General features: G+C 62.4%; 28 protein-coding genes and 1 pseudogene. 7 read left to right on the forward strand and 22 right to left on the reverse strand.

The window, feature by feature from the left end; genetic code table 11:
• Nucleotides 1–275 precede the first annotated feature (275 nt).
• Together QOV41_RS15440 and QOV41_RS15445 are read left to right on the forward strand one after the other, a co-directional pair.
• Nucleotides 276–563 (forward strand): hypothetical protein, encoded by a 288-nt coding sequence (locus QOV41_RS15440; protein WP_284577689.1) that lies wholly within the window; start codon nucleotides 276–278, stop codon nucleotides 561–563.
• Nucleotides 564–718: 155 nt separating this feature from the next.
• Nucleotides 719–1144, forward strand: a complete 426-nt coding sequence (locus QOV41_RS15445) for a SufE family protein (RefSeq protein WP_284577690.1) — start codon at nucleotides 719–721, stop codon at nucleotides 1142–1144.
• 7 nt (nucleotides 1145–1151) lie between these two features.
• Here QOV41_RS15445 and QOV41_RS15450 read toward each other — a convergent pair whose 3' ends face one another.
• The 10 genes and pseudogenes from QOV41_RS15450 to mbhE form a co-directional block, all read right to left on the reverse strand.
• Nucleotides 1152–1649, reverse strand: a complete 498-nt coding sequence (locus QOV41_RS15450; protein WP_284577691.1) for a DUF6456 domain-containing protein — start codon at nucleotides 1647–1649, stop codon at nucleotides 1152–1154.
• Nucleotides 1636–2013: a helix-turn-helix domain-containing protein gene (locus tag QOV41_RS15455; RefSeq protein WP_284577692.1), complete on the reverse strand. Its 378-nt coding sequence runs from the start codon at nucleotides 2011–2013 to the stop codon at nucleotides 1636–1638. The genes QOV41_RS15450 and QOV41_RS15455 overlap by 14 nt, the downstream gene beginning before the upstream one ends.
• A gap of 196 nt (nucleotides 2014–2209) precedes the next feature.
• On the reverse strand, nucleotides 2210–2632 hold the full coding sequence (locus QOV41_RS15460) for a Ros/MucR family transcriptional regulator (RefSeq protein ID WP_284577693.1): 423 nt from the start codon (nucleotides 2630–2632) through the stop codon (nucleotides 2210–2212).
• A gap of 128 nt (nucleotides 2633–2760) precedes the next feature.
• The gene (mnhG, locus tag QOV41_RS15465; protein ID WP_284577694.1) at nucleotides 2761–3114 is read right to left on the reverse strand and encodes a monovalent cation/H(+) antiporter subunit G; all 354 of its coding nucleotides are present in this window, start codon (nucleotides 3112–3114) and stop codon (nucleotides 2761–2763) included.
• 5 nt (nucleotides 3115–3119) lie between these two features.
• Nucleotides 3120–3419 (reverse strand): annotated as a pseudogene (locus tag QOV41_RS15470) (cation:proton antiporter); the annotation flags it as partial.
• Nucleotides 3416–3895, reverse strand: a complete 480-nt coding sequence (locus QOV41_RS15475) for a Na+/H+ antiporter subunit E (RefSeq protein ID WP_284577696.1) — start codon at nucleotides 3893–3895, stop codon at nucleotides 3416–3418. The gene QOV41_RS15475 and the pseudogene QOV41_RS15470, both read right to left, overlap by 4 nt.
• On the reverse strand, nucleotides 3892–5451 hold the full coding sequence (locus tag QOV41_RS15480; RefSeq protein ID WP_284577697.1) for a proton-conducting transporter transmembrane domain-containing protein: 1560 nt from the start codon (nucleotides 5449–5451) through the stop codon (nucleotides 3892–3894). Before QOV41_RS15480 ends, QOV41_RS15475 begins: the two co-directional genes overlap by 4 nt.
• Before the next feature lies 1 nt (nucleotide 5452).
• The gene (locus QOV41_RS15485; protein ID WP_284577698.1) at nucleotides 5453–5830 is read right to left on the reverse strand and encodes a Na+/H+ antiporter subunit C; all 378 of its coding nucleotides are present in this window, start codon (nucleotides 5828–5830) and stop codon (nucleotides 5453–5455) included.
• Entirely contained in the window at nucleotides 5830–6255 is a 426-nt protein-coding gene (locus tag QOV41_RS15490) for a Na+/H+ antiporter subunit B (RefSeq protein ID WP_284577699.1), read from the reverse strand. The genes QOV41_RS15485 and QOV41_RS15490 overlap by 1 nt, the downstream gene beginning before the upstream one ends.
• Nucleotides 6252–8645 carry a hydrogen gas-evolving membrane-bound hydrogenase subunit E gene (gene mbhE, locus QOV41_RS15495; RefSeq protein WP_284577700.1) on the reverse strand — a complete coding sequence of 798 codons (2394 nt, stop codon included), beginning with the start codon at nucleotides 8643–8645 and terminating at the stop codon, nucleotides 6252–6254. The genes QOV41_RS15490 and mbhE overlap by 4 nt, the downstream gene beginning before the upstream one ends.
• Before the next feature lie 251 nt (nucleotides 8646–8896).
• Between mbhE and QOV41_RS15500 the strand changes: the two genes are divergently transcribed.
• The 4 genes from QOV41_RS15500 (at nucleotide 8897) to QOV41_RS15515 (ending at nucleotide 12838) form a co-directional block, all read left to right on the forward strand.
• Nucleotides 8897–10978 carry a S9 family peptidase gene (locus QOV41_RS15500; protein ID WP_284577701.1) on the forward strand — a complete coding sequence of 694 codons (2082 nt, stop codon included), beginning with the start codon at nucleotides 8897–8899 and terminating at the stop codon, nucleotides 10976–10978.
• Between the two features lie 72 nt (nucleotides 10979–11050).
• The gene (locus QOV41_RS15505; protein WP_284577702.1) at nucleotides 11051–11653 is read left to right on the forward strand and encodes a superoxide dismutase; all 603 of its coding nucleotides are present in this window, start codon (nucleotides 11051–11053) and stop codon (nucleotides 11651–11653) included.
• Between the two features lie 148 nt (nucleotides 11654–11801).
• A complete protein-coding gene (locus tag QOV41_RS15510; RefSeq protein WP_284577703.1) occupies nucleotides 11802–12347 on the forward strand; it encodes a response regulator in 546 nt (181 codons plus the stop codon).
• 20 nt (nucleotides 12348–12367) lie between these two features.
• Entirely contained in the window at nucleotides 12368–12838 is a 471-nt protein-coding gene (locus QOV41_RS15515) for a GNAT family N-acetyltransferase (RefSeq protein WP_284577704.1), read from the forward strand.
• On the opposite strand, the gene QOV41_RS15520 is transcribed toward QOV41_RS15515, so the two are convergent.
• From QOV41_RS15520 to QOV41_RS15530, 3 genes are all read right to left on the reverse strand, one after another.
• Nucleotides 12835–13389, reverse strand: coding sequence for an LOG family protein (locus QOV41_RS15520; RefSeq protein ID WP_284577705.1), 555 nt, complete (start codon nucleotides 13387–13389; stop codon nucleotides 12835–12837). The two genes, QOV41_RS15515 and QOV41_RS15520, sit on opposite strands and share 4 nt — an antisense overlap.
• Nucleotide 13390: 1 nt before the next feature.
• Complete coding sequence (locus QOV41_RS15525) at nucleotides 13391–14881, reverse strand: helicase HerA-like domain-containing protein (RefSeq protein WP_284577706.1); 1491 nt, start codon at nucleotides 14879–14881, stop codon at nucleotides 13391–13393.
• A gap of 117 nt (nucleotides 14882–14998) precedes the next feature.
• Entirely contained in the window at nucleotides 14999–15997 is a 999-nt protein-coding gene (locus QOV41_RS15530; protein ID WP_284577707.1) for an asparaginase, read from the reverse strand.
• Between the two features lie 148 nt (nucleotides 15998–16145).
• Between QOV41_RS15530 and QOV41_RS15535 the strand changes: the two genes are divergently transcribed.
• The gene (locus QOV41_RS15535; RefSeq protein ID WP_284577708.1) at nucleotides 16146–17015 is read left to right on the forward strand and encodes an NAD-dependent epimerase/dehydratase family protein; all 870 of its coding nucleotides are present in this window, start codon (nucleotides 16146–16148) and stop codon (nucleotides 17013–17015) included.
• A 4-nt stretch (nucleotides 17016–17019) separates the two neighbouring features.
• Here the strand turns inward: QOV41_RS15535 and QOV41_RS15540 are convergent, their stop codons facing one another.
• From QOV41_RS15540 to rhaS, 9 genes are all read right to left on the reverse strand, one after another.
• Nucleotides 17020–17772: an ABC transporter permease gene (locus QOV41_RS15540; protein ID WP_284577709.1), complete on the reverse strand. Its 753-nt coding sequence runs from the start codon at nucleotides 17770–17772 to the stop codon at nucleotides 17020–17022.
• A complete protein-coding gene (locus QOV41_RS15545; RefSeq protein WP_284577710.1) occupies nucleotides 17769–18704 on the reverse strand; it encodes an ABC transporter ATP-binding protein in 936 nt (311 codons plus the stop codon). The genes QOV41_RS15540 and QOV41_RS15545 overlap by 4 nt, the downstream gene beginning before the upstream one ends.
• Nucleotides 18701–19894, reverse strand: coding sequence for an ABC transporter permease (locus tag QOV41_RS15550; protein ID WP_284577711.1), 1194 nt, complete (start codon nucleotides 19892–19894; stop codon nucleotides 18701–18703). Before QOV41_RS15550 ends, QOV41_RS15545 begins: the two co-directional genes overlap by 4 nt.
• Nucleotides 19895–20000: 106 nt before the next feature.
• Nucleotides 20001–20912 carry a glycine betaine ABC transporter substrate-binding protein OsmF gene (gene osmF, locus QOV41_RS15555; protein WP_284577712.1) on the reverse strand — a complete coding sequence of 304 codons (912 nt, stop codon included), beginning with the start codon at nucleotides 20910–20912 and terminating at the stop codon, nucleotides 20001–20003.
• A gap of 197 nt (nucleotides 20913–21109) precedes the next feature.
• The gene (rhaM, locus tag QOV41_RS15560) at nucleotides 21110–21442 is read right to left on the reverse strand and encodes an L-rhamnose mutarotase (RefSeq protein WP_284577713.1); all 333 of its coding nucleotides are present in this window, start codon (nucleotides 21440–21442) and stop codon (nucleotides 21110–21112) included.
• Nucleotides 21439–22437, reverse strand: coding sequence for an ABC transporter permease (locus tag QOV41_RS15565; protein ID WP_284577714.1), 999 nt, complete (start codon nucleotides 22435–22437; stop codon nucleotides 21439–21441). The genes rhaM and QOV41_RS15565 overlap by 4 nt, the downstream gene beginning before the upstream one ends.
• Nucleotides 22434–23411 carry an ABC transporter permease gene (locus QOV41_RS15570; RefSeq protein WP_284577715.1) on the reverse strand — a complete coding sequence of 326 codons (978 nt, stop codon included), beginning with the start codon at nucleotides 23409–23411 and terminating at the stop codon, nucleotides 22434–22436. The genes QOV41_RS15565 and QOV41_RS15570 overlap by 4 nt, the downstream gene beginning before the upstream one ends.
• Nucleotides 23408–24913, reverse strand: a complete 1506-nt coding sequence (locus tag QOV41_RS15575; protein ID WP_284577716.1) for a sugar ABC transporter ATP-binding protein — start codon at nucleotides 24911–24913, stop codon at nucleotides 23408–23410. Before QOV41_RS15575 ends, QOV41_RS15570 begins: the two co-directional genes overlap by 4 nt.
• A gap of 134 nt (nucleotides 24914–25047) precedes the next feature.
• On the reverse strand, nucleotides 25048–26034 hold the full coding sequence (gene rhaS, locus QOV41_RS15580) for a rhamnose ABC transporter substrate-binding protein (RefSeq protein WP_284577717.1): 987 nt from the start codon (nucleotides 26032–26034) through the stop codon (nucleotides 25048–25050).
• Between the last annotated feature and the right edge of the window lie 24 nt (nucleotides 26035–26058).

Below are 26058 nucleotides of genomic sequence, written 5' to 3' on the forward strand. Positions count from 1 at the left end.
GGCTGGTGGGCCGCGCCCCGCCTGAATGGACATCAGGTTCTTGTTATCGCCACACTGCGAGCCAAGAGCTAAGGCCCCCTTAAGCGCGCTGCCGCGGGGCCGTCCGGGTGCACCCTAGCGCGTCCTTTCGGCAGTTAGCGTAAACAAGCCCTTTCGCTAAACGTCCGATTTGCTTCAAACTTTATCGAAATGTCCCAGCACGGTTTAATGACCGCTCCCTAGTCTGAGGATCGACGCAGCATGGTGCTGCACGATTTGGCGGGACCGTTCATTCCATGTTTGCAGTGGCTCGATCCGTTTTCTGGCTGACCCTGGCGTATCTGGTGATCAAGCCCGGGGCCGATCTTCCGGACACCGCCGAATTGTCAGCCCAGGCGATGGCGGCGGGCTCGCAGATGATCGCCCAGCAGATCGAGGCCATCGAGTGCCAGTCGTGGGAATGTATGGGCGGCAAGGCCGTTATTGCAGCTGCCCTTCCCGCCACAGCGCCGGTGGCGGCGAGAGTGGATGCAAACCCCATTCCAGTTCCCCTGCCCCGCCGGCGGCCGGACCAGCTCGGCTGATCCAAGCAACTCTCCAGTTTCACCAGAGGTCTTAGTCACTCCCAAGCGACGCCCCGAACGACCTCTGGTCCTTGCCGCAAGCACACTGCCCTGTGCTTGCGGCCTTTTCCCTTCCCGGGCTGGAAAAGGCCGTTCCACTCGCCTAGATAGGCTCTATGACCGAGCCCGCCGCCTTTCAGGATATCGCCGAAAACCTTTCCTTCCTGGACGACTGGGAGGATCGCTATCGCTATTTGATCGAGCTCGGCCAGGCGCTCCCCAAGCTCAGCCCCGAAGAAAAGACGCCCGCTAACAAGGTGCATGGCTGCGTGTCTCAGGTGTGGCTTGCAGCGGACCAGCAGCAGCGCGATGGCCAGGCCGTGCTGACCTATCGCGGCGAAAGTGACGCGATGATCGTGCAGGGTCTCGTCGCCGTTCTGCTGGCCCTGTATTCGGGCCGGCCTGCCAATGAAATTGCCGAGACGGACGCGATCGCCTTCTTCGACAAGATCGGGCTGCGCGAACACCTGACTACGCAGCGCTCCAACGGGCTGGTTGCCATGGTCAACCGCATCCGCTCCGAGGCCCAGGCGCTGCGCTAGTCCTTGGTCACGAGATGATGGGCAGTCGCTCCTCCAGCCATGCCCGCGTGCGCCGCCCTTCCAGACCTGCCACATGTGGGCTCAGCCCAAACGCCGCTGCGAGTTGATCAAGGGCAATCCGCAACACCAGCTTGGCGCTGCGGCGCGGCCACTGCCGTTCGGTTTCGATCACCTGCAATCCCTTCTCCAGGGCACAGACGTCGAAGGCAACACCCCAGCAGTCGATCGGCAGGGTCTCGGCCAGCCGGTTGAGCAATCGGCGAGCGTCAGCTGCGCTGTCGGACATGTCGCTCGCCCCTGCCCCGCCGCCACGCCGGCCGCCAACATGGGCGGCGTCATAGGACATCGTCACGCGCTGCACCAGCTGAGCCCTGGCGATCAATCCGCTCAGCCGATCGGCGGCAGCGAGGTGATGCGCTTGGAGGAAGGGCTGGCCGTTGCGCTCCTTGCTGGCGGCCAGGCGGGCGAGTGTTGGCTCTGCTGAGGGGCGACTAGTGATCGGCATTGCCGCGCCCCTCCGCCACCCCACTCTGCAGGCATCTTTCGAGCCGCTCCACTTCGGCATCGAACACCGGATCGTCGCGGCGATCCTCGATCTTGGCGCAGGCGTAGGAAACGGTTGTACGATCTCGCCCGAAGATCAGGGCGATGTCCAGGAGCGATTGGCCGAGCACCACATGGGCAAGATACATGGCCAGGTGCCGCGCTTCCGAAGCACTGGCCCGGCATCGCCGGCGCCCAATGAGCAGCCGTTCGGGAATGCGCTTTTCCTGTGCTATCAGCGTGATAGCTGTGGCGCATGGAGACCGCGCCTGGAGCCCGCGCATCACGGCCGGCTCGCCCGTGGATAGATGTGAACTGTGCCTCATGGCTTGGACCTGCTACAACGTGTAGGATTATATTCCTACATACTGCAGCAGCGCAAGCGCGCGGGGATAAGTTGGATAAAGCTCAGAAAATTCAAACGGCCGCTCCTGGGAGCGGCCGTTTGAAGCGTAGTTATCGCCGGGGTCCTGCCGCTCTAGACGGCATTCTGGACGCGACGTTTCGTAGCGTGTTGCTGCTTTAGGCAGCCTTGCGGCCGAGGCCGTTGTCCTTGGCGAGCTTGGAGCGCGTCGCGGAGTAGTTCGGAGCAACCATCGGGTAATCTGCCGGCAGGCCCCACTTCTCGCGGTATTCTTCCGGCGAGAGATTGTAGTGGGTGCGAAGATGGCGCTTCAAAGATTTGAACTTCTTGCCGTCTTCGAGGCAGATGATGTAATCGGGAGCCACGGACTTGCGGACCGGTACGGCGGGCTTGAGTTCCTCGACCTGGACCGGTGCTTCATTGGACTGAAGAGCGCGCAATGCTCCGTGAACGTCGGCGATCAACTTTGGAAGATCAGTCGGACTCACAGAATTGTGGCTCACATAGGCTGAGACGATTTCAGTGCTGAGTTCGATCAGGTCGTTCTCAAAACCGTTCGCCGCGCCGGCAGTTTCACTCATGTTTCAACCTTTCGATTATTCTTATTGGGCTGGACGAGGGCAATCACAGCCAACCCCTCTTACTAGGTCTCTTCTGAGGGAGCCGCAAGCGGGACAGACACAAAATACACAAGACCTTTGAGGCTAAGTTATGTCGGCTCAGGTTCAGCCGGATTTGACTTAACTTGTTCTGCCCGCGCATCTTCTTCAATATTCTCAAGACGCGAATAACTTACCCGAGCCAGAAGGTGCGCGGATAACGGTGTCGTGAGTAAGAGAAAGATAATCCCGAATACTGCGCGTAGGGCAATGGCCCAGTCGAAGCAAACCAGAATAACAGCAACCAGAATCAGCCCACCGCCCACTGCACCCGCTTTGGAGGCGGCGTGCATGCGCGTCAGCAGATCCGGAAGGCGTAGCACCCCGATAGTGGCGAGGAGGCTGAAGAAGGCACCTAGTACGAGCATGAAGCTCGCCAGATAGATCATAAGGTCCACGATCATGGCCGCCCCCTTTGCGCCTTCTCGTCGGCCTGGCGGCGCGACAGGATGTAGCGAGCGAAAGCGACCGTCGCAAGAAAGCCCAGGAGGGCCAGGGCGATAGCAATGTCGAGATAGAGCATCAGACCGGTGCGGATCGCGATAGCAGCGATGAAGCCCATTGCCACCACAGTCAACAGGTCCAGCGCCAACACCCTGTCCGCCAGTGTCGGCCCGATGATGATGCGCACCATGCCGACCAGCAGCGCCACTGTCAGGAGCACTAGCGCGATCAGCGTCGACACGGAGAGAACGGCCATTGGCGTCATGAGAACACCTTTTGGATCTTGGCTTCGAATCCCCCGGCGATATCGGCGATCAGTTCCTCGCGCGTGCTCAGTTGCAAGACATGCATGTAGAGCGTGTGCTTGTCGGCAGAAACGTCGATGCTCAGCGTACCGGGGGTCAGCGTGATCATGTTGGCCAGAAGTGTGATCTCGGCGTCCGAACGGACGGTGAGGGGAAAGGCCACAATTGCGGGCTTGAGCTTCTGATGCAGATTGGGTGATAGGACCAAGGCAGCCACGCGGACGGCACTCAGCACGAGTTCCCGCAGGAACAGCATCAGCAGCCGGAAGATGCGCCAGACCCGCAGCAGAAACAGCGGTCGGGCATATGTGTTGCGCAACAGCGTTGCCGCGAGGCCCCCGATAACGAGGCCCAGCAACAAGTTAAGTTCGGAGAAGTTTCCGTTGATGCCCGTCCAGATCAGGGCGAGCACGATAACCAGAAGCGCTAGTCTCATGACCCATCTCCTCTTAGCCCGAAGGCCTCGACATAGCGCGAACTATCGAGCATGTCGGCCGCACCGGTCCGCACGACCTCGAACAGAGGATTTGGCCACAGGCCAGCTGCCACGACGATGACCGTGAGCAGGGCAGCCGCACCGCCACGCACCCATTCGCGCGGCCAGATGGCTGATTTAGGCTCTTGCTCCTGAGGAGCCGGGCGCCAAAAGATATGCGCCCACAACCGAGACCCGGCGATCAGCGTCAATGCGGCATTGACGAGTATGGCCCCAACCAGCAGGCCCCCGGTCCAGCCCCCCATCGTTAGCCCCCCCTCGATCAGCAGCAATTTTGGCCAAAAACCAAGGAAGGGCGGCAGGCCGGCAATGGCCAGCATCAGCACGAAGAAGAGAATCGAGATCGCGGTGTTGCTGGCGTAGATGCCGCCCATCTGTCGCGAATCCACCTGCCCCGTCCGGCGTTCGATGATGCCGAGCACGAGATAAAAGGCTGCCATGCTGACCATGGCATGTAGGATATAGAGCCCCGCTCCACCCACGCCGGCAGCATTCGGAATGGCGATACCGGCCATGACCGCGCCGATGCCGCCAATCAGCATGAACCCCACGGCCCGGCGCAGATTGGTTTCGGCAATCGCGCCAAGTGGCCCGATAACTAGCGTCGCGATGGCGACCAGAGCCAGAACGGGCTCGAGGAGGTCACGGCTCGCGGGCAGCACCACGACCAACGCCCGCAAGAGCGCGTATATACCGACCTTGGTGAGGAGGCCGGCAAATAGCGCCGCTACAGCTGCCGGAGGAGCATGATAGGAGGCAGGCAACCAGTTGTTCACCGGGAACGCCGCTGCTTTCATGCCGAAGGCGAGTAGCAACAGCCCTGCCACCGCTGTCATTGCCGCTGGGTTCGCGCTTGGTGCGACCTGCAGGATGTCCGCCATGTTGAGCGTACCCACAAGCCCATAGAGCAGCCCCAGCGAAAGCAGGAAAAAGCTCGTCGCTAGGAAGTTGAGGAAGCCGTATTTCACCGCCCCATCGAGCTGAATGGGCCGGCCGCCCAGCACCAGGAGCCCGAAGGAAGCGATCAGCATCACTTCGAACCAGACATAAAGGTTGAAGAGGTCGCCGGTCAGAAACGACCCCGTCACTCCCGCGAGCAGCAGCAGCAACATGCCGTGGAACCCGTCGCCCCGTGCCTCTGGCGGTCGGTCCGCTTCGGCGTAGATCAGAACGAACAGTGTTACCACTGCTGCGGCAAGCGCAAACACAGCCCCGAACAGATCGGCGGTAAAGCTGATGCCGAAGGGCGGCAACCACTTGCCCATGGTCATGCTGACCGGCCCCACCTCTACTATGCGTAGGATCAGCGCTATCTCGCAGGCAATCATGGCCAAGATCACCAGCCCGCTGAGGACCGCCAATATGGCCGATCCCTTGCGCAGCATGACCAAAATAGCCGAGCCCAGCAGCGCCAGCGCGACCGGCAGGACGATGACCCATTCGCTGGCTGGCGTCGCCGTTTCAATCATGGCGGGAAAGTCCGCAGGCACTGCCATGTCAGTAGCTCAATGGGGGGTTAGGTGCGTCCGCTGGTTCGGCGACGCGCATATTGTCGGTGTTATCGGCATCAAGCGTTTGGTACGCCCGGAAGGCTAGCACCAAGAGAAAGCTGAACATGGCAAAGCCGATGACGATTGCCGTGAGGATCAGTGCCTGCGGCAGCGGATTGGCGATGATTCCCGCAGGCTGATCCAGGCCTGGCGCGACGATGGGTGCAGCCTCGCGCGTCAGCCGTCCGCCCGTGAAAATCAACAGGTTCACCCCATTCCCAAAGATGGTGAGACCCAGCAGCATGCGGATCAATGATCGCGACAGCAGCAGGAAGATGCCCATCGCGATAAACAGGCCAACAACTATGGCGAGTGTTTGGTCCATCAGAGTTCCTCGCTTTCGTCGGCTTCGAGGGACAGCGCCACGGAACTGATCGTGCCAAACACCGCGAAGTAGACGCCGATGTCGAAGAACAAGGGTGTCGACAAGGGAACGACTGTGTCTCCGAGCTCTAGATAGAGCCAAATGCTGGTGAGGAAGGGGGAGCCAGTAAAAAGCGACGCGAGCCCCGAGAGCACGGCGATGCAAACGCCAAAGCCAGCTATCGCCAGTGGGTCGAAGCGGAGCGCTCGGCGTACTTCGGAAACACCAGAGGCCATTCCGAAAATGGTCATCGCGGAAGCAGCGATCAGGCCGCCGATGAATCCACCACCGGGCTCATTGTGCCCCCGCAGGAGCACATAGACTGAAAAGACCAGGATGATGGTGACGAGAAACGGCGTCAGCGTGCGAAAGATCAGCGAATTCATGATTTCGCCTTTCGGCGCAGGGGTGCGCGAATAATTGGCGCAATGGGCCGCTTGCGACTGCGAAGCAAGGCTAGGATGGCGACACCGGCGCCCATCACCACCGCAATTTCACCCAAGGTGTCGATGCCGCGATAGTCCACCAGGATAACATTGACGATGTTGGCACCATGCGCGATCGGCACACTGGTGGCCGCATAGAACTCGCTGAGGCGCAGATCCAGCGGACCCGACAGCACCACCATTAGCGTCAGCGTCACGCCCAGTCCGCAGACCAACGCAATAGTGCCGTCGCGCGCCAGGTCTTCCAGCGGGCGCTTGTCAGCCTCGTCGAGTCGCAGCCGGGTCATCACCAAGGTCAGGATCACGACGGACAGCACTTCCACCATGAACTGCGTAAAGGCCAGGTCGGGCGCACCGAACAGGAGGAAGATCAGGGCCAGAGCGGCTCCCTGAATACCAAGAGCGATGATGGCGAAGAGCCGATTGCCGGCCAACATCACCGCTAGCAATCCAATTGCCGCCAAGAGGATCACCCCCCACTCATAGCTGCGCAGGTCCGGCCAACGCAGCACATTGGACCAATCGCCCAGCTCGGCAATCGGCAGCAGCGCGTTAAGCCCGCCTAGCCCGAGTAAGGGCACAAACAGCGCCAGCGCGAACATGATGAACACGACGCCGAGATAAAGCTCGAGGCGACCATGATGCAGCAAACGAGTCACATCGGCGGCGAAGCGAATGAGGCCGAACATGACGGCATCGAAGACCGTATCGGCGGTCCAGCCCACGGCATTGGCGCCGCGGCGCAGCACGGTGCGAATGCGCGACCCCTGCGTATAGGCCAGGATCCCGAGGAGCCAGGTCAGCGCCGACAGCACGACAACCGGGCTCAGCCAATTGATGCCACCCCAGGTCAGGTGCCCCTCGACCGGTTCATTCAGGATCGCCGTTGCGCCGGGACCCACGATGTCGTGGCTGAACCAGTCGATCAGCAACGACGCCACCACCCCCGCGCCGCCAAGCAAAAGCGGCCCAACGAGCATGGCGATCGGTGCCTCGTGCGGCGATTTGGGCGTGGGCGACAACTCACCCAGGAAGGGCTTGATCAGAATCAAGAGGCCCACGGCGGCCAGAAGGGCATTGCCGACGACGAGGACAACCAGGATAAGGAGGGGCTGCCACTCCGGCTTGAACACGGCGTAGTACATCTCCTCCTTGGCGAAGAAGGCGAGGCTGAGCGGCAGGCCAACCATGGACAGCACGGCCAAGGCGGTGCTGATGAAGGTCACCGGCATCTTGTCGGCGAGACCACTGAGGGCGGTGATCTCGCGCGTGCCGGTCTCGTGATCCACCGCGCCCACGATCATAAACATGGCCGCCTTGTAGAGGGCGTGCGCAACGAAGTAGAGGAGCGCCGCGGAAATCGCGAGCTCGCCGCCTAGACCGATCAGCAGCACCAATAGACCCAGCGAGGCAATGGTGGTCTGCGCCAGCATCTGCTTCATGTCCGATTGGCGCAGCGCCCCAAGGCAGCCCCAGATCAGCGTCACTCCGCCGAAAATGGTAAGCAGCGTGGCCCAGATGTTGGTTTCGCCCAGCACCGGGGTCATGCGCGCCAGAAGATAAACGCCCGCCTGCACCATGGTGGCGGAATGGAGGAAGGCAGAAACGGGGGTCGGCGCCTCCATGGCGTTGGGCAGCCAGAAATGCAGCGGGAACTGCGCCGATTTGGTGAAGGCGGCGGCGAGGAAACAGGCGAGAACCAGGCCATAGAGTGCGTGCCCGCGCAGCACATCATCCATCTCGCGCAACGCGCTCATGTCCCACTCGCCCGTGAGCACCTGGGTGAGCACCACGCCAACCAAGAGCGCCAACCCGCCCATATTGGTGATCACCAGGGCCTGGATGGCACCGCGGCGCGACGCCTGGCGGGCATGGTCGAACCCGATCAAGAGGAAGGAGGTGATTGAGGTCAGCTCCCAGAACATGAAGAGCGCCAGGAGATTGTCGGCCAAGACGAGCCCCAGCATCGCGCCCATAAAGGCTAGCAGAAAGGCGAGGAACCGGCCCAGATGGTGATGCCCCTTGAGATAGGAGGCGGCATAGATGACGATCAGCGCGCCGACGCCTGAGATGGTCAGTGCGAAGGTCAGGCTTAGCCCGTCGATGAAGAACGACAGCTCAAGCCCATAGGCGGGCACCCAGTCAATGGCCGCGCGCACCGTCTCGCCATGGGCAATCGGATCAAGAAAGCTCAGCAGGTAAAGAAAGATCGCGGCTGGCACGAGAGCCAGCAGCCAACCGGCGAAAGGCTTGGTGTAGCGGTTGATCAGCGGCGCCAGCGCGGCGGCGGCAAATGGCCCGATGGCCACCAGCGCTATTGTCGCATCCATGTCCTGCCCCGAAACTGGCGTAAAACCTCCGGCCGCCGAATCCAGCAGCCCCAATGTGCGAGGAGGACATTAGCGATTGGACCGGTTGGGACAAGTCAAAACGGACCACCGTGACAACTTATCCCAGTCTCAAGTCCTCGGAAAAGCAGCAGAAACTCTGCTGCTCCAGCCCTTTGTTTGCTCGCCGGGCTCACCTATGTGAGAAGACCTTGCCGCTCTCGTCGACCACTTCCAACCTGCCGGATTGTTTCATGACCAAGACCACGCCCCCCACTGCTGCCCGAAAGCCGCATGCGGTCACCCATCACGGCATTCGCCGGGAGGACCCGTTTCATTGGCTACGGGCAGACAATTGGCAGGAGGTCATGCAAAAGCCGGAGACGCTCAATCCCGAGATCCGTGCCTATCTCGAAGCCGAGAACGACTTCTACGAAGCCCAGTTCGGCGGGCCGACGGCGACCCTTCAGGACAAAATCTACAAGGAAATCCGCGGGCGCATCAAAGAGGACGACAGCGGCATTCCCTCGCCCGACGGTCCCTTCGCCTATAATTCGCGCATGCTGGAGGGCAAGCAGTACCCCCAGATGGTGCGGACGCTGCGTGAGGGTGGCCCGGAAACCGTGCTACTCGACTGCAATGTGGAAGCAGGCGAGGGGTATTTTGGCTTCGCCGGCGCCGAGCACGACCGCTCGCATCGCTTTCTCGCCTGGGCTGCCGACCGCGCCGGCTCGGAATATTACGAGATCGTGGTGCGCGACCTCGAGACCGGCATCGACAGCCCCGAGACCATCAAGGATACGGCGGGCTCCTATGTCTGGAGCAACGACTCCAGCGCGCTTTACTACACCGAATATGACGAGAACCACCGGCCGTTCCGTGTGCGCCTGCATCGCATCGGCACCGACCAGGCCGACGATCCGATCATCTACGAGGAGAAGGACCCCGGCTTTTTTGTGGGCGTCGGCCGCACCCAGAGCGACAAATTCATCGTCATCGACGCGCATGACCACCAGACCTCGGAATGCTGGCTGATCGATGCCGAGCATGGCGGGGAACCGCGCGTCGTGGCGCCCCGCGTGCCCGAGCGCGAATATGATATCGAGGAGCGCGAGGGCCTCCTCTACATCCGCACCAATGCCGATGGCGCCGAAGACTTCAAGGTCGTTACCGCACCGGTCGAAGCCCCGGGCGCCGAGAACTGGACCGATCTCGTACCCCACCGCCAGGGCGTGCTGATCCTCGACACCATTGTCATCCGCAATCACCTGTTGCGGCTCGAGCGCTTCGAAGGCCTGCCGCGCATCGTCGTTCGCGACCTGCGCACGGGGCGCGAAGAAACCGTCGGCTTTGAGGAGGAGGCCTATTCGCTGGGCATGTCGGTCGGCTACGAGTTCGACACCACCGTCTTCCGGCTCACCTATTCTTCCCCCACCACCCCGTCGCGCACCTATGACGTCGATGTCGAGACGGGCGCCCGCACCCTGCTCAAGGAGCAGGAAGTCCCCTCCGGCCACAACCCGGACGACTACGAAACGCGCCGCCTATTTGCCACCGCGCCCGATGGCGAACAGGTCCCGGTGACCCTGCTCTATCGCAAGGGCACCCCGCTCGACGGCACCGCCCCTGCCCTGCTTTACGGCTATGGCGCCTATGGCATGTCGATGCCGGCGGCCTTTTCCATCTCGGCACTGTCGCTGGTCGATCGCGGCATGGTCCATGCGACGGCCCATATCCGCGGCGGCATGGAAAAAGGCTATCGCTGGTATCGGCTTGGCCGGCGCGAGCACAAGACCAACACTTTCACCGATTTCATCGCCGCGGCCGAAATGCTGATCAATGAGGGTTACACGGCCAAGGGCCGCATCGTTGCCCAGGGCGGCTCGGCCGGCGGCATGCTGATGGGCGCCATCGCCAATATGCGGCCCGATCTCTGGGGCGGCATTCTGGCCCAGGTGCCGTTTGTCGACGTGCTCAATACCATGCTCGACGCAACCCTGCCGCTCACCCCGCCCGAATGGCCCGAATGGGGCAATCCGCTCGCCTCGGCCGAGGACTACAACCGCATCGCCGCCTATGCGCCCTATGAGCAGGTGGCCGCACAGGATTACCCGCCCATCTTCGCCCTGGCTGGCCTTACCGACCCGCGCGTCACCTATTGGGAGCCAGCCAAATGGGTGGCCAAGCTCCGGGCAACCAAGACGGGTGAGGCGCCATTATATCTTAAGACCAATATGGGCGCTGGCCACGCGGGGGCATCGGGCCGCTTTGACCGTCTCAAGGAAACTGCTGAAGCCTACGCCTTCGCTCTCCATTGCGTGGGCCTGACCGACTGATTGTCCCATCCGGCCCAAGCGTCTATAGACAACCCAAATTCGAGTTCACCAGAGCATAACAAGGAGGCCCCAATGGCTTTTGAACTGCCCGAACTGCCTTACGCCAAGGACGCGCTCGCGCCCTATATGTCTGCCGAAACGCTCGAATTCCACCACGACAAGCACCACCAGGCCTATGTGACCAAGGGCAATGAGCTGCTTGCCGGCTCCGGCCTTGAAGGCAAAAGCCTCGAAGAGATCGTTCAGCAGTCGCACGGCAAGAACCAGGCGCTGTTCAACAATGCCGGCCAACACTTCAACCACATCCATTTCTGGCAGTGGATGAAGCCCAATGGCGGCGGCAAGTCGCTCCCCGGCAAGCTGCAGGCCGCTGTCGATTCCGATCTTGGGGGCTTTGACAAGTTCCGCAGCGATTTCATCGCCGCTGGCGTCGGCCAGTTCGGTTCGGGCTGGGCCTGGCTCTCCTGGAAGGACGGCAAGCTCGCCATAGAGAAGACCCCGAACGGGGAATCTCCGCTGGTCACCGGCGGCAAGCCGCTGCTCGGCGTCGATGTGTGGGAGCACTCCTATTACATTGACTATCGCAATGCGCGTCCCAAGTACCTCGAGGCCTGGTTCGACAACCTGGTCAACTGGGAGCATGTCGAGCAACTGTTCGACCAAGCGCAGAAGTAAGCACTCCAAAGCCTAGTCCGAGCCCGCCGCACTTCGTGCCGGCGGGCTCTTTCATGTCTCCACAGGCCGATGACCATTGGTGGAACCCACATCTTCACCGTCCCGTTACAACGTGTTAACGGATCATTAACGGTGAGAGGGTTCTGCGTTGTCCGAGTCGGCCAAAGTTGTTGGCATCATTGCAGCAAATCCTGCGCTGTCGTCACTCCTGGCGATGGTGGTGGCCGGAGACTCGCACCTGCGCGTCCGCCAGTTCGAGTCCGAGGCCGATCTGCTCGCCTATATGGGCATCGCGCCGCTGCACATGCTGGTCTGCGATTTCGATCGTGTGGACGGTCGCCCCGCCTACGAGATGGTTGAGGGCATTCGCCTCAACGCGTCTCTCGTCTCGCCCGACGTGCCGGTCATTGCGCTCACCCGGACCATCACCCCGCCCATGCGTCATCAGGCGATCAGCGCTGGTATCGATGAGGTGATCATGAAGCCGATGTCGCCGCGGCACCTGCTGCAGCGCATTCAGACGCGGCTGCGTACGCGGAGTGTCGTGGGCGCACTGGGCGGTTATCGCGGTCCCGACCGCCGCAACCGCACGCCCCTACCGGAGCCGCACCCAGCGCCCGCCCGCCGGTCCACCGACAATGTGGTTCCGCTCTTTCCCGACCGGCGCACGGCCCTTTCCGGCCTGGAAATCTGACTTATGCCAGGCGGCTGCCGGTGAGCAGCGTTGCCGCTCTATCGATGCGCCTCGCCTCGGCAGAGGACGTCGATGCTATACGGGAACTGGTGCGTGCCGCATACGCCAAATGGGTTCCCGTAGTCGGTCGCGAGCCCCGGCCGATGACGGCTGCTTATCAAGACTCCATCAACAGGCATCGTTTTGACCTGCTTCACGCCGACACTAAGCTAATCGCCCTGATCGAGACTGCTATTCGGGAAAACCATCTCTGGATCGAGAACCTGGCCGTTCTTCCAGAATACCAGGGCCGTGGCTATGGACGGCAGCTCTTGGCGCACGCTGAACAGCTGGCGGCGGGGGCGGGGCGCTCCGAGGTCCGGCTTCTGACCAACGCTGCTTTCGAGGCCAATGTCCGCCTCTACGAGGCAGTCGGCTATCACACCACCAGCACGGAACCGTTCATGGGCGGAACGACGCTCTACATGAGCAAGCAACTCTCCCGCCCCTAGCCCCTCGCGGGCAAGACGCGCTGCAAGCGGTTCCACGTGTCCTCGACGCTATCGGCAAACTGCAGCGACTTTTCGTAGGCCGAGAACTGGTGGGACATCACGTCATTGCCGAAACCCCGGATAACATCATAGGCTTTATGCCGATTGAGCATCACCACCGGCAAGACGCGACCCTGTGCATTGGCCGCCGCCCAACTGTTGAACAGCGCCGTGACCGAGGACAGCGAGCCCGGCAAAGCCACATAGGCGGTGGCAAGGTTGCCGATGCGCGCCAGACGCTCCTGCGCCGTGTCGAGCACTTCCAGCGGCACGCCGTCCAGCGCCTTGGGCAAGGTTATCGTCCCATCGGCAATCACCTGCACCGCGCCCCCAGCAGTCCGCGCGGCGGTGATCAGCGGCACGGGCACATAGCCATTGTCAGCCAGGCAGATCAGCCGCGCACCGCGCTTGGCGAAATGCGAGCCCGCCTGACTCATCATGCTAGCGCGTTCCGGGTCTCCCGGCCCCCGGTCCGAGGCAAAGACGGCAATGAGGGGTGCTGTTTCGGCCATGCTATCGTCCCCGTTTCAGGCTACCCAGGATACCGCGCACCAGCGCCCGTCCCAGTTGGTTGGCAACCGTCCGCGCCAGCGAGTTCATGGCCGCCTCGCCCGGCGTCTGCCGCGTGGAGCGCCGCGGCCGGGCTTCGGCGTAAGTCCGGGAGGCAGTCTTGGCTTCGAGTTCTTCCTGCTGCTGCCGCTCTTCGGCAAGCTGCTTGTCGCGCGTGCGGCGCGCGAGCACCTCAAAGGCCGACTCGCGGTCGATAGCTTGGTCATAGAGCCCTCCCACCGGAGAAGTGGCCATCACCGCCTGCCGCTCCTGGGGAGAAATCGGCCCGATACGCCCCGAGGGTGGGCGGATCAAGGTCCGGCCAACGACCGACGGGATGCCCTTGTCCTCCAGCACCGAAACCAGCGCCTCGCCGGTGCCGAGTTGGGTGATGACCTCTTCGGTGGCGAAGTCCGGATTGGGCCGGAAAGTCTCGGCGGCGACTTTGACCGCCTTTTGCTCGCGCGGCGTATAGGCGCGCAGAGCATGCTGCACGCGACTGCCCAGCTGGGCCAAAACGGTTTCGGGCACGTCCGCCGGGTTCTGCGTGACGAAATAGACACCAACGCCTTTGGAGCGCACCAGCCGCACCACTTGCTCGACCTTGTCGATCAACGCCTTGGGCGCATCGTCGAACAGCAGATGGGCCTCGTCGAAAAAAAAGACCAGTCGCGGCTTTTCCGGGTCGCCCACTTCGGGCAGGTCCTCGAAAAGCTCGGAAAGGAGCCACAGCAGGAACGTCGCGTAGAGGCGCGGCGAGCGCATGAGCTCGTCGGCCGCCAGCACGGAGACGAAGCCCCGCCCGTTGGTGCCGGTGCGCATGAGATCGGCAATCTCGAGCGACCGTTCACCAAAGAGATTGGCGCCACCCTGCTCTTCCAGCACCAAAAGGGCGCGCTGGATGGCACCGATGCTTTGCGGCGCGACATTGCCGTAGGTCGTTGAAATTTCCGAGCTGCGCTGCTGCAGATCGACCAGGAGCGCGCGCAGGTCCTTGAGGTCAAGGAGCAGCAGCCCGTCTTCGTCAGCCACGCGAAAGGCGATATTGAGCACGCCCTCTTGGGTGTCGTTGAGTTCGAGCATGCGGCTGAGGAGCAAGGCGCCCATCTCCGACACGGTGGTCCGCATCGGATGCCCCTGCTTGCCAAAGAGATCCCAAAAGATCACCGGCGCCGCCTCGAACCGATATTGTTCGCCCAGGCCGATCTCTTGCGCCCGCTTCAGCAGTGGCTCCTTAGGCTCACCGGCAACGGCTATGCCCGAGAGGTCACCCTTGATATCGGCACAAAACACCGGCACCCCGGCGCGCGAGAAACCCTCCGCCAGCACCTGCAGCGACACCGTCTTGCCGGTGCCGGTCGCGCCCGTGACGAGGCCGTGCCGGTTGCCATAGCGCAGGCTCAGATACTCGGGTTGCGTGCTGGTTCCCAGATAGATCTTGTCGTCGAGGAGCATTGGCCCTGCCGGTCTTGTGTTGCGCCCTTATAGCCGCCGCCGTCTTGCCGGGACAAGCCGAAGCGGGCCGCAACGCAGTTTTCGCGCGCTTGGGGAAGGCTCGGGCTTCCAACGATGTCACACCCGGCTGACGAGTTCCCCCACCTGTGCCCCGCGCACGCTCTTGATGGGCTGGCGGGCAAACTGCTCCAGCACTCGGCTTTGTGCCGCATCCGGGTCGGCAATCTTGATCAGCAATCCGGCAAGCATCGCCTGCGAAGCGGCCATGTGTCCGTCGTCGCATTTGAGCGCATAGCCCCAACCTTTGTCGCGGATGGCCCCACACTGCACGCCTTCGGCCCCGATCTTCTGCATCACCCGGCCAGCAAACGCCCCCATTATCAGCGTATCGGCATGCCCGGTCCCCGCCACCAGATGCGGGTGCTTGGTCGCCGCATCAAAGAGGCGGTGCGCGGCTCGCGCCAGATTGGGGGGCAACCCCTCCCCTGTCGACATGCGCGCAAACCCTAAGGCAAAGGCCCGCAGCGGCGCCGCGTAGGTGGGAATCGAGCACCCGTCCGTCCCGCAGCGATCCTCGCTTAAGGTCTCGCCGATCACCGTCTCAACCGCCGCCCGCACTTCCTGCTGCACTTGGTGCTCGCGCCCGACATAGCCGGAAGTCGGCACGCCCATGGCCAGCGCCACGCTCAGCATGCCGGCATGCTTGCCCGAGCAATTGTTGTGGAGCGGACTAGGCTCGGCGCCCTGCGCCCGCAACGCCTCGCGCGCTGCCGGATTGGTCGGCAGATGGGCGCCACATTCAAGGTCAGCTGCCGAAAGGCCCAGCCGGGCGAGCAGCCCCGATGCCGTCGCGACATGCGCCTCCTCCCCATGGTGGGACGCGCAGGCCAGCGCCAGTTCTTCATCGCTGTGATGGAACTTGCCCTCGGCTTCGCGCGCGAAGATGGGCAGCGCCTGCATCGACTTGATCGCCGACCGCGGAAAGATCGCCCGCTCGATATCCCCCGCCTGGGCGATGATCTTGCCGCTGGCATCGACCACGACATAGGCGCCGCGATGGCGGTTCTCCACCCAGTTGCCCCTGATAGTCTCGGCGAGAATGGGATTGGCGTCCATGGCGAAGGCTCCGGCTGAAGAGGGTTCGACATAGGCTGCCCCGCCGAGCGGACGCAAGCGGAAGCTTTTTGCCGTTCAGAATGCGTTCGTCTTGGCGACCAAACCAAGACGTGCGAGTCTCCCCCCAACAACAAGAGGAGATCGATCAATGGCGAAAGTTCTGGTGACCGGCGGCAGCGGCAAGCTCGGCAGGGCCGTGCTCAAGGACCTCGTAGCCCATGGCTATGACGTACTAAACCTCGATCAACAATCGCTTGCCGAGCCGACCTGCCCGTCCGTCAAGGTCGATCTCACCAATTTCGGCGAAGTCGCCTCGGCCATTCTGGGCGGTGTCGACGAGCGGGGCGGTCCTTTCGATGCTGTCGTCCATCTTGCCGCCATTCCCGCGCCCGGCCTCGCCGCCAATGCCCGCACTTTTACCAACAACGTCCCCTCCACCTACAACGTTTTGGAGGCCTGCCGGCTCGCCAAGATCCGCAATGTGGTCATTGCCTCCAGCGAGACCGTCCTGGGCCTCCCTTTCGACAACCCGCCGCCTTATGCGCCCGTGGATGAAGAGTATTTTCCCCGCCCCGAGAGCGCTTATTCCCTGGGGAAACTGGTAGACGAAACCATCGCCGCCCAGTTCTGCCGCTGGGATCCCGAGTTGCGCATCTGCGCCTTGCGCTTCTCCAACGTCATGTATCCCGAGGATTACGCCAAGTTCCCCAAATTCGACAATGACCCGCGCGCCCGCAAGTGGAACCTCTGGGGCTATATCGACGCCCGTGACGGAGCGCAGGCGGTGCGCCGCGCGATTCAGGCGGATTTCACCGGCTTTGAAGCCTTCATCATCGCCAATGCGGATACGGTGATGAGCCGCTCAAACATGTCGCTCCTGGCCGAAGTTTTTCCGGACGTGCCGACCAAGGGCAATATCAGCACCAACTCCACCCTGCTTGCCATTGATAAGGCCAAGCGCCTGCTGGGCTACTCTCCCCAATATAGCTGGCGCAACGAAATCAGCGCCAAAGGCTAGCGGCTCATGCGGCAGCGCGCACGGCCTGCCCCGTGCGCGCCATCAGCCAGCGCTCAAGTGCGGCCATGCCGTCATAGATCAGCACTGCAAGGATCCCCACCACCATGCCGCCCTGCAGCACGAACGCCGTGTTGCCGGTCAACAGACCGGCAATGATCACCTCGCCCAGGGTGCGCGCCGCCACCGTCGAGCCGATCGTGGCGGTGCCAAGCGAAATGACCGTGGACAGCCGAATGCCCGCCAGGATCACCGGCAGGGCCAATGGCAGTTCCACGCTGACCAGCCGTTGCCAGCCGCTCATGCCCATGCCACGGGCAGCCTCTGTCACCTTTTTCGGCAGGTTGAGCAGGCCCGCCAGACTGTTCTCGAAGATCGGCAGGAGCCCATAGAGAAACAGCGCCACCAGCGTCGGCGCAGTGCCAAAACCGAGCACCGGCACCGCGAGCGCCAAAACCGCTACTGGCGGGAAGGTCTGGCCGATATTGGCGAGTGAGCGTGACAGCGGCAGGAACTCGGCGCCGAATGGGCGGGTCACGATGATTGCCAGGCCAACAGCAACCAGGGTGGCGGCGAATGTCGCTGCGGCAACGATCGCCAGATGGTTGAGCGTCAGGTCGAGAATGGCCCCTTGTTCATAGATGGCGGGCTGCCGCGGCCCTGCGAACAGGGCAAAGAATGCCGAAAAGCTCTGCGGGCTCACGAGAAAAGCGAGCAGTACGACCAGTGCGACAAGCCTCAGGATCAGGCCGATCTTCATCGAGGCCGCGCAGCGAGTTGTTCGAGTTGCCCCCGGCTCACCCTGCCGATGATCTCACCATTCCGCTGGACGGGGGCACTCAGTCGGCCGGTCCAGAGCAGGTCGGCAAGGGCGTCGCGCAATGACAGCGAAGCCTCAAGCGCAGTCCCCTCCGCCTCGCCGGGCTCCACATGATCGGCGACCCGCTCGAGGGACAGCAGCCGGAAGGGCCGCTCAGCCGTACCGATAAGTTCGGCCACAAAGGGCGAGGCTGGGTGGGCGATGATTTCCTGCGGCGACGCCACCTGCAACAGCTTGCCCTTGTCGAGCACGGCAATGGTGTCGCCCAGATGAATGGCCTCCTCCATGTCGTGCGTCACCAACACGATGGTGGTGCCGAACCGGCGCTGGATGGTAAGCAAATCTTCCTGCGCCTTGGCGCGGATCAGCGGATCGAGCGCGCCGAACGGCTCATCCATGAGGAGGATGTTGGGGCCCGCCGCGAGGGCTCGCGCCACGCCAACGCGCTGCTGCTGCCCCCCCGACAAGGCCCCCGGCATGCGGTCGCGATATTCGCCGGGCTCAAGCTGAAACAGCTGCAGCAGTTCATCGACCCGGGCCCGGATCCGCTTGGCATCCCACCCCAGAAGCTTTGGCACCGTTCCGATATTTTGAGCGACGGTGCGATGCGGAAACAGCCCATGCCCCTGAATTGCGTAGCCGATCTGGCGGCGCAATTGGTAGGCTGGTTTACTCGCGATGTCCTCGCCATCGATGCGGATCGTCCCGGTGCTCGGCACCACGAGCTTGTTGATCATGCGCACCAGGGTGGTTTTGCCGGAGCCCGAGGTGCCAACCACCGCGCAGATCGTATGCGGCTGAATGGTCATGGTGACGTCATCCACAACTGGCAGGCCCTCATAGGTCTTGCTGATGTTTTCGATTTCGATCATCGGCGCCGCCCTCCGGGTGTGCTCAACTCGACCATGGCATCAAGCACCACGGCTGCGGCAAAGGCGAGCGCGACCGTGGGGATCGCGCCCAGCAGCACCAGATCCATGGCCGTTTGCCCAATCCCTTGGAACACGAACACGCCGAATCCTCCGCCGCCGATCAGCGCAGCAATGGTCGCCAACCCGATATTTTGCACCAGTACGATCCTTATGCCGGTGAGAATGACCGGAAAGGCGAGCGGCAGTTCGACGCCGAAGAGCCGTTGTGGGCTGCTCATGCCCATGCCCTTGGCTGCATCCACCGCTGAGCTGGGAACGCCGAGCAGCCCCACCACGGCATTGGAAACGACCGGCAGGAGCGAATAGGCAAAGAGTGCCACCAGGGCAGGCGCGGTACCGATGCCCGAAATGCCGATCGCCGAGGCACCCGGCACATTGGCCGCCACCCAGGCCAGGGGCGCAATCAAGAGGCCGAACAGCGCGATGGAGGGGACAGTCTGGACAATGTTGAGCACGTTCAGCACAGCGGCCCGGAGCGGCCGAACCTTGTAGCAGAGCACGCCCAGCGGCACGCCCACGACCGTCGCCAAAGCCATGGAACCGAAGGCCAGCACCAGGTGGGTCTGTGCCTCCTGCCAGAAGGCCGGCGCTCGATTGGCGTATTCCTTCAGGATCGACAGATCGTCCCAGGCCCCGCTCCACAGCATTGCACCAACCGCAGCGGCAACTCCGATCAGCACGCCGATGCGGGCCAGTGGCCCGAGCCGCAGGCGGATCAAGGAGTCCGCGACGAGCAGCGCAAAGGCAGTCCCCAAAAGCCAAAAACCTGCCGCCGGCGAAACGCGGGCGAAGGTGTCTCCCTCTGGAGTGAGATGGCTGGCCGACCAGCCGATCAGCACCCCCAGCGTCGCCACCACCAAAAAGCCGGCCGCCAGCCGAACGACACCCGGCAAGCGCAGCAGCGCAAGGACGATCCCCACCACTACCACACCGACTAGCAGCGCCGATGGGAGGGAAGGAAGCGCTTCCAGGATGCTTCTGGTCTCTCCCGGCACGATGCGGTTGGCGCGAAACAATGCGAAGGGCGAGAACGCGCCGGCAAGAGCGATGAGCCCGATCAGCACGCCGAGCTTGTCGAGTTTCAACCAGCTCGGCTCCTCGGCAGCTTTACTCGCAGCGGCAAAGTTCATCGACGGTCCAGCTTGGTGATGCAACTGCAGCTGCGCGGGCACGGCGCCGCCGCGCTCCCGATGAGTCATGCGAGGCAGTGGGGAGGAATGTTCCTCCCCATTGCTGTTAGTCGAGGAAGCCGTTCTGCGTCAGGTAATCGGTGGCGACAGCAGCCGCAGCTTCGCCGCCCACCTGCACCCGACCATTGAGCTCCTGCAGAACTTCAAGCGTCAGGCCTTCGAAGACTGGCTTCAGCAGTTCTTCGATCTGGGAGTATTCCTGCAGCACTTCCTCGCGGATGATCGGCGCCGGCTGGTACACCGGCTGAACGCCCTGATCGTCTTCCAGCACGGTCAGGCCGGACGGGGCGATACCGCCATCGGTGCCATAGACCATCGCGGCGTTGACGCCGTTGGTCTGTTGAGCGGCAGCAGCGATAGTCGCTGCCGTATCGCCGCCCGACAGCGTTACCAGCTGATCGGGCGAAAGCTCGAAGCCATAGACCTCCTGGAACTTGGGAAGGGCTGCGGGCGAGTTCACAAATTCGGCCGATGCGGCCAGCTTGACTTCACCGCCGCCGGAGACCCATTCGCCGAACTCGGTGAAGGTGGTGAGATTGTTGGCCTCGGCAACATCGTTGCGCAGGGCAACCGCCCAGGTGTTGTTGGCAGGCGATGGGGTCAACCAGACAATCTTGTTGGCCTCGTAGTCGAGTTCGGAGGCCTCGGTGTAGGCGCTCTCGGCATTGTTCCAGAGCGGCTCATCGGCACGATCAAAGAAGAACGCCGCATTGCCGGTATATTCGGGATAAATGTCGATCTCGCCCGCCGTGATGGCCTCGCGCACGATAGGCGTGCCGCCAAGCTGAATGCGATCGGTGACGGGGATCTCATTGTCCTCCAGCACCTGCTTGATGATGTTGCCCAGCACGCCGCCTTCGGTGTCGATCTTTGAGGAAACGACAACCTGCGCATTTGCGGCAGTGGCGGAAATGACAAAGGCGGCGGCGGCAGTCAGAAGCTTGGCGGATAGACGCATGGGATTCTCCGTTGTGGCCCTACAGCGGGACGCTTGAGGTCCTAGCCTAACGTCTCGACAGAATTGGGCTAGACCCAATTTGCCTCTTGAGCATGTCCGACTGACCGACCAGGATTGTTACGGAGCTACAATCCTCAAGGATCACCGAGGGTTTCACACCCTCGGCCTCAATCGACACTATTTCGTCTTCGGCGGCACTATTTCATCCAGAACATGGGCGTGAGATCGGTCGAGAGGGGTTCGTTCTTGTCGTTCGTCGCCATGATGTCTGCCATGTGAGCCCACCAGCGCTGCATCACTGCGGTCTTTGGCAGGTCTGCCATGGTGTGATCCCGGCGCCGCCACAGCACGCCGAAAAGGGTGTTGGTCTCCTCGTCGAGGTGAATGGAATAGTCCTTCACCCCCGCTTGGTGCAGCAGATCGACCAGTTCAGGAAAGATTTCGTCGTGCCGCTTCTTGTACTCGGCGGCCATCCCCGGGTTGAGCTGCATCTTGAAGGCGTGCTTCTCGTAACTATCGTCGGTGATCATGCGCGTTGCTTCCACATCTTGAACAGGATCGGCAGCGCGATCACCACGATCAGCAAGGCGCCGATGAAGATGGACATAATCACGCCCGGCACGTTGAGAAGCCCTAGGCCGAAGGTGACAAGCCCCATGATCAGCGCTGCAAGCACAACGCCGATAATTGAACCTGCGCCGCCCAGGATCGAGACGCCGCCCAGCACCACCATGGTGATGGCTTCGAGTTCCCAACCCTGTGCAATTGATGGGCGCGTCGAGCCGAGCCGGGCGGTGAGGAGGATGGCCGCGATCCCACTCATCAGCCCCGTGAGGCAGAAGAGGACAAACTTGATGCGCTCGACGCGAACACCGGAGAACTTGGCCGCGACATCATTGTTGCCGATGGCAAAGATGCGGCGGCCGAAATTGGTGCGGTGCAGCACCACCCAGTAGATCACCGCGCAAACGAGGAACAGCACCAGTTCGAACGAGATCACCCAGGTGACATAGCCCTGCCCGAACCAGGAGAAGCTGGCCGGGTAGCCACCAAAGCTCTGGTCTCCCAGGATAATGAAGCTGATGCCGCGGAAGAGGCTCATCGTGCCGATGGTGACCACGATCGAGGGCAGCTTCAGCCCAGTGACCAGGAAGCCGTTGAAGGCACCACAGGCAATGCCCGTCGCGACACCGACCGCCACCAGAACCGGCGTATCCGCCCCGTATTGCAGCGCCAACCCCATCAGCGTCGAGGCGAGTGCGATGATCGACGCCACCGACAGATCGATCTCGCCCGATATGATCAACAACGCCATGGCTAGCGCAATCAGCGCCTTTTCGGTGAAGTTGAAGGTCATGTCCGACAAGCTCCACTCGTTCAGGAAGTACGGTGAAGCAAAGGAATTGGCGATGAAGATCGCAATGGCCACTAGGACCAGCAGGGTCTCCCAGCTCAGGACGGCCGATTTGAACGGGTTGTCGAGCCGGTTGGGGAGCTGGCGGCCGGCTGCGGGAATGTCAGTCATGTGGCTTCCGCCTTCTTGAGAATAATGCGGCCCTTGCTCCGCTCGCCACGGGCGTTGAGCACCACGGCCAGCAGGATTGCGGCGCCCGAAATCGCCATCTGCCAGAAGGGCGAGATGTTGATGACTGGCAGGGCGTTGTTGATGACCCCAAGGAAGATCGCGCCTAGCAGCACGCCCACCACCGAGCCGATACCGCCGGCGATGGAGACGCCCCCGATCACGCACGCCGCGATAATGGTGAGCTCATAGCCGCTCGCCACTTCTACCGAGGCGATCACATAGCGAGAAATCCAGAGGTAGCCCGCAAGGCCCGCCACGGCACCGGCGATCACGAAAGCCATGAACTTGGTGAAGCCCACATTGATCCCCGTATAAACCGCAGCGGTCGGGTTGACCCCGATGGCGTAGAGCGCCCGGCCCAGCGAGGTGCGGGTCATCAGCAGGTAGAACAACACGGCGACCACGATAGCGGTCCAACTCAGAACCGGCAGGCCCAGGAAGGCGGCTCGCTGGAACTGGATGAACTCCGTGCTCATCTGCGCTGCGTTGACCCAAGCGCCGCCCGAGATGACGAACACCAAGCCGCGGAAGATGGTGAGCGTGCCCAGTGTCACCACGATCGGCGGGATGTTGAGCTTCCAAACGAGAATGCCGTTAAAGGCACCCAGGGCAGCGCCGACACAGACTGCCAGTGCGATCAGCAGCGGAATGGTGATCCAGGGCGCCGCTGCATTGAGCATGGCCACGATCATGCCGGTCAGCGCCAGGTTCGAGGCCATGGAGAGGTCAATGGAGCGGGTGAGGATCACCACCATCTGCCCCAGTGCCAGCATCATCAGGATGGACGTATCGTTGAAGATAGTCAGCAGGTTACGCGGCTCGGCGAAGCGCGGAAAGCGCAGCGTCACCAGGACCAGCACCAGGATGATCCCGAGGCCCAACAAGACTTCGCGGTTCTTGGTCAAGGCTTTCATGCTGCCTGCTCCTCGGCGATCCCGGCCGCCAGGCGCACCAGCGTCTCCGGCTTGAGATTGGTGTTGTCCAATGTGTCGATCACCCGGCCTTCGCGCATGACGACGATGCGGTCGCTCATGCCCATCACCTCGGGCAGTTCGGACGAGACCATGATGACCGAGAGCCCCTGCGCCACGAGCTCACCCATGAAGGCGTGCACCGCGGCCTTGGAGCCGATGTCGATGCCTTTTGTAGGCTCGTCGAGAATGATGACCTTGGGCAGGGTGGCCAGCCATTTGGCGATCACCACCTTCTGTTGATTGCCGCCCGACAGCGTCGAGACGTCCTGGCTCAGCGAGGACGCCCGCAAGTCGAGCCGCTCGGTATAGGTCCGCGCCAGCTCGAATTCCTCGGCCATGCGGAGAAAGCCAGACTTGCTGGTCTTGCCCAGCGATGGCAGCGAGACATTCTTGAAGATGGGTTCGCCCGTGATGACGCCCTGCTTGCCGCGCTCCTCGGGCACATAGACGATGCCGGCATCCACCGCATCGGCTGCCGATTTGGGTGCGATCACCTCGCCCTCGAGCACCAGTTCGCCGCCCGACGGCTGGGTCATGCCAAAGACCGCCTGCATGACCTCGGAGCGGCCGGCACCGACCAGGCCGTAGAAACCCAGGATCTCGCCCTTGCGCACCTGGAAGGACACGTCCTCGAACTCAGTGGGATGGCTGAGCCCCCGCGCTTCGAGCACCACTTCGCCGATCTCGGCGGTCCGTGCGGGGAATACCTGGTCCACAGAGCGGCCAACCATCATCTGCACGATCTCGCTCTGGCGGGTGTCCTTGATCAGGCCCTTGCCCACCATTTCGCCATCGCGGAACACGGTGAAGCGGTCGGCGATGCGGTAGATCTCGTCGAACTTGTGACTGATAAAGAGCAGCGCCTTGCCATCCCGCTTGAGCAGTTCGATCAGGACGTAGAGTTCCTCGATTTCCTTCTGGCTCAAGGCGGCGGTCGGCTCATCCATGATCACGACCTGCGCGTCGATGGAAAGCGCCCGCGCCACGGCCACCAGGTGCTTCTTGGCGATGCCCAGTTCCTTGAGCTTGATGCCAGGATCGATACCTGCAGCCATGGAATCCAGCGTCTTGCGCGATTCCTCGCGCATGGCCTTCCAGTCGATCATGCCGAAGCGATTGCGCGGCGCATGGCCGAGATAGATATTTTCGGCAACGGTCAACTCGTCGAACAGCACCGTTTCCTGGTGGATCGCCGTCACGCCTGCCTCGAAAGCCGCATGGGCGGTCGGCAGGCTCACCGGCTTGCCCCCCACGGTGATTTCGCCACCATCGGGCTGGTAGATGCCGGTCAAGATCTTGACCAGGGTCGATTTACCCGCCCCATTCTCCCCGATCAGCGCGGTGACCTCGCCGGGATAGAGCTCCAGCGAAACCCCGTTGAGCGCCCGCACGCCGGGAAAGCTCTTGGAGATGCCTGAAAGGGTGAGGATGGGTTGGGTCATCAACAAAGTTCCACCGGGTCATTCCCGCGGGAGCGGGAACCCCTGTTGTTAGAAACGGAGGTCCCCGCTTGCGCGGGGATGACACCGTGGCAAAAGGCTCGGCGCACTTTGCGCCGAGCCCTGCTATGTGCAGATCAATAGATCTCGGCGAACTCGTCGATGTTGGACGCGTCGAACTGGAACGGCGCGGCCATGGCGGCGGCGTTGGTGTCGTCCAGGGTCACTTCACCCACGCGACCGATCGAGAAGGTCGCGCCGGGCGCGGCTTCTTCACCTTCAACCAGGGCATTGGCCAGCATCACGGCCGAGTAGCCCAGGTCGATCGGGTTCCACAGCGCCACGGCCTGCGAAGCGCCGTTGTCGATGAACTGCTTGAACTCGGAGGGCAGTGCCAGACCGGTCACATTGACTTCGCCGATGCGGTCCTGGTCGGTGACGACCTGAGCAGCAGCCACGACGCCGACAGTGGTCGGGGCGATGATCGCGTCGAGCTCGGGATAGGCAGCGAGCAGGCCGCGGGCTTCTTCGGTGGACTTCACCGAGTCGTCGTCGCCATAAACCACCGAAACGAGGTTGATGTTGGGGAACTTCTCGGGGATGGCGGCCTTGGCAGCTTCGATCCAGGCGTTCTGGTTGGTCGCAGTCGAAGCGGCCGAAAGAATCGCCACGTCACCACCCTCGGGCAGGTAGTCGGCAGCCAGCTTGATGATGGTCTCGCCGATCAGCTGGGTTTCGGAGGGGTTGAGGTGGATCTGGCGGCCCTCGGGAGCCACACCGCTATCAAAGCTTACCACCTTGATGCCGCGCTGCATGGCGCGCTGCAGGGCCGGAACGAGCGCGTCCGGATCGTTGGCCGAGATGGCGATCGCGTCGACCTGCTGGGCGATCAGCGAGTTGACCACTTCGATCTGGGCTTCAGCGGTGGCCGCGGTGGGGCCGGTATAGATGACCTCGACGTCGCCAAGCTCCTCGGCAGCTTCCTGGGCGCCGCGATTGGCCGCGTCGAAGAAGCCGTTGCCCAGCGACTTGACGACCAGCGCGATGCGGGTCTGCGCATAGGCAGGAGCGGCAAGCAGCAGCGCGGCAGCGGTGCCGGCGGCTAGGATTTTCATGAGTTTCATTGGTTGATCCCTCCCTGGGATAGT

Origin of the sequence: Devosia sp. RR2S18 (assembly GCF_030177755.1) — a bacterium.
GTDB classification, from domain to species: Bacteria; Pseudomonadota; Alphaproteobacteria; order Rhizobiales; family Devosiaceae; genus Devosia; species Devosia rhizosphaerae.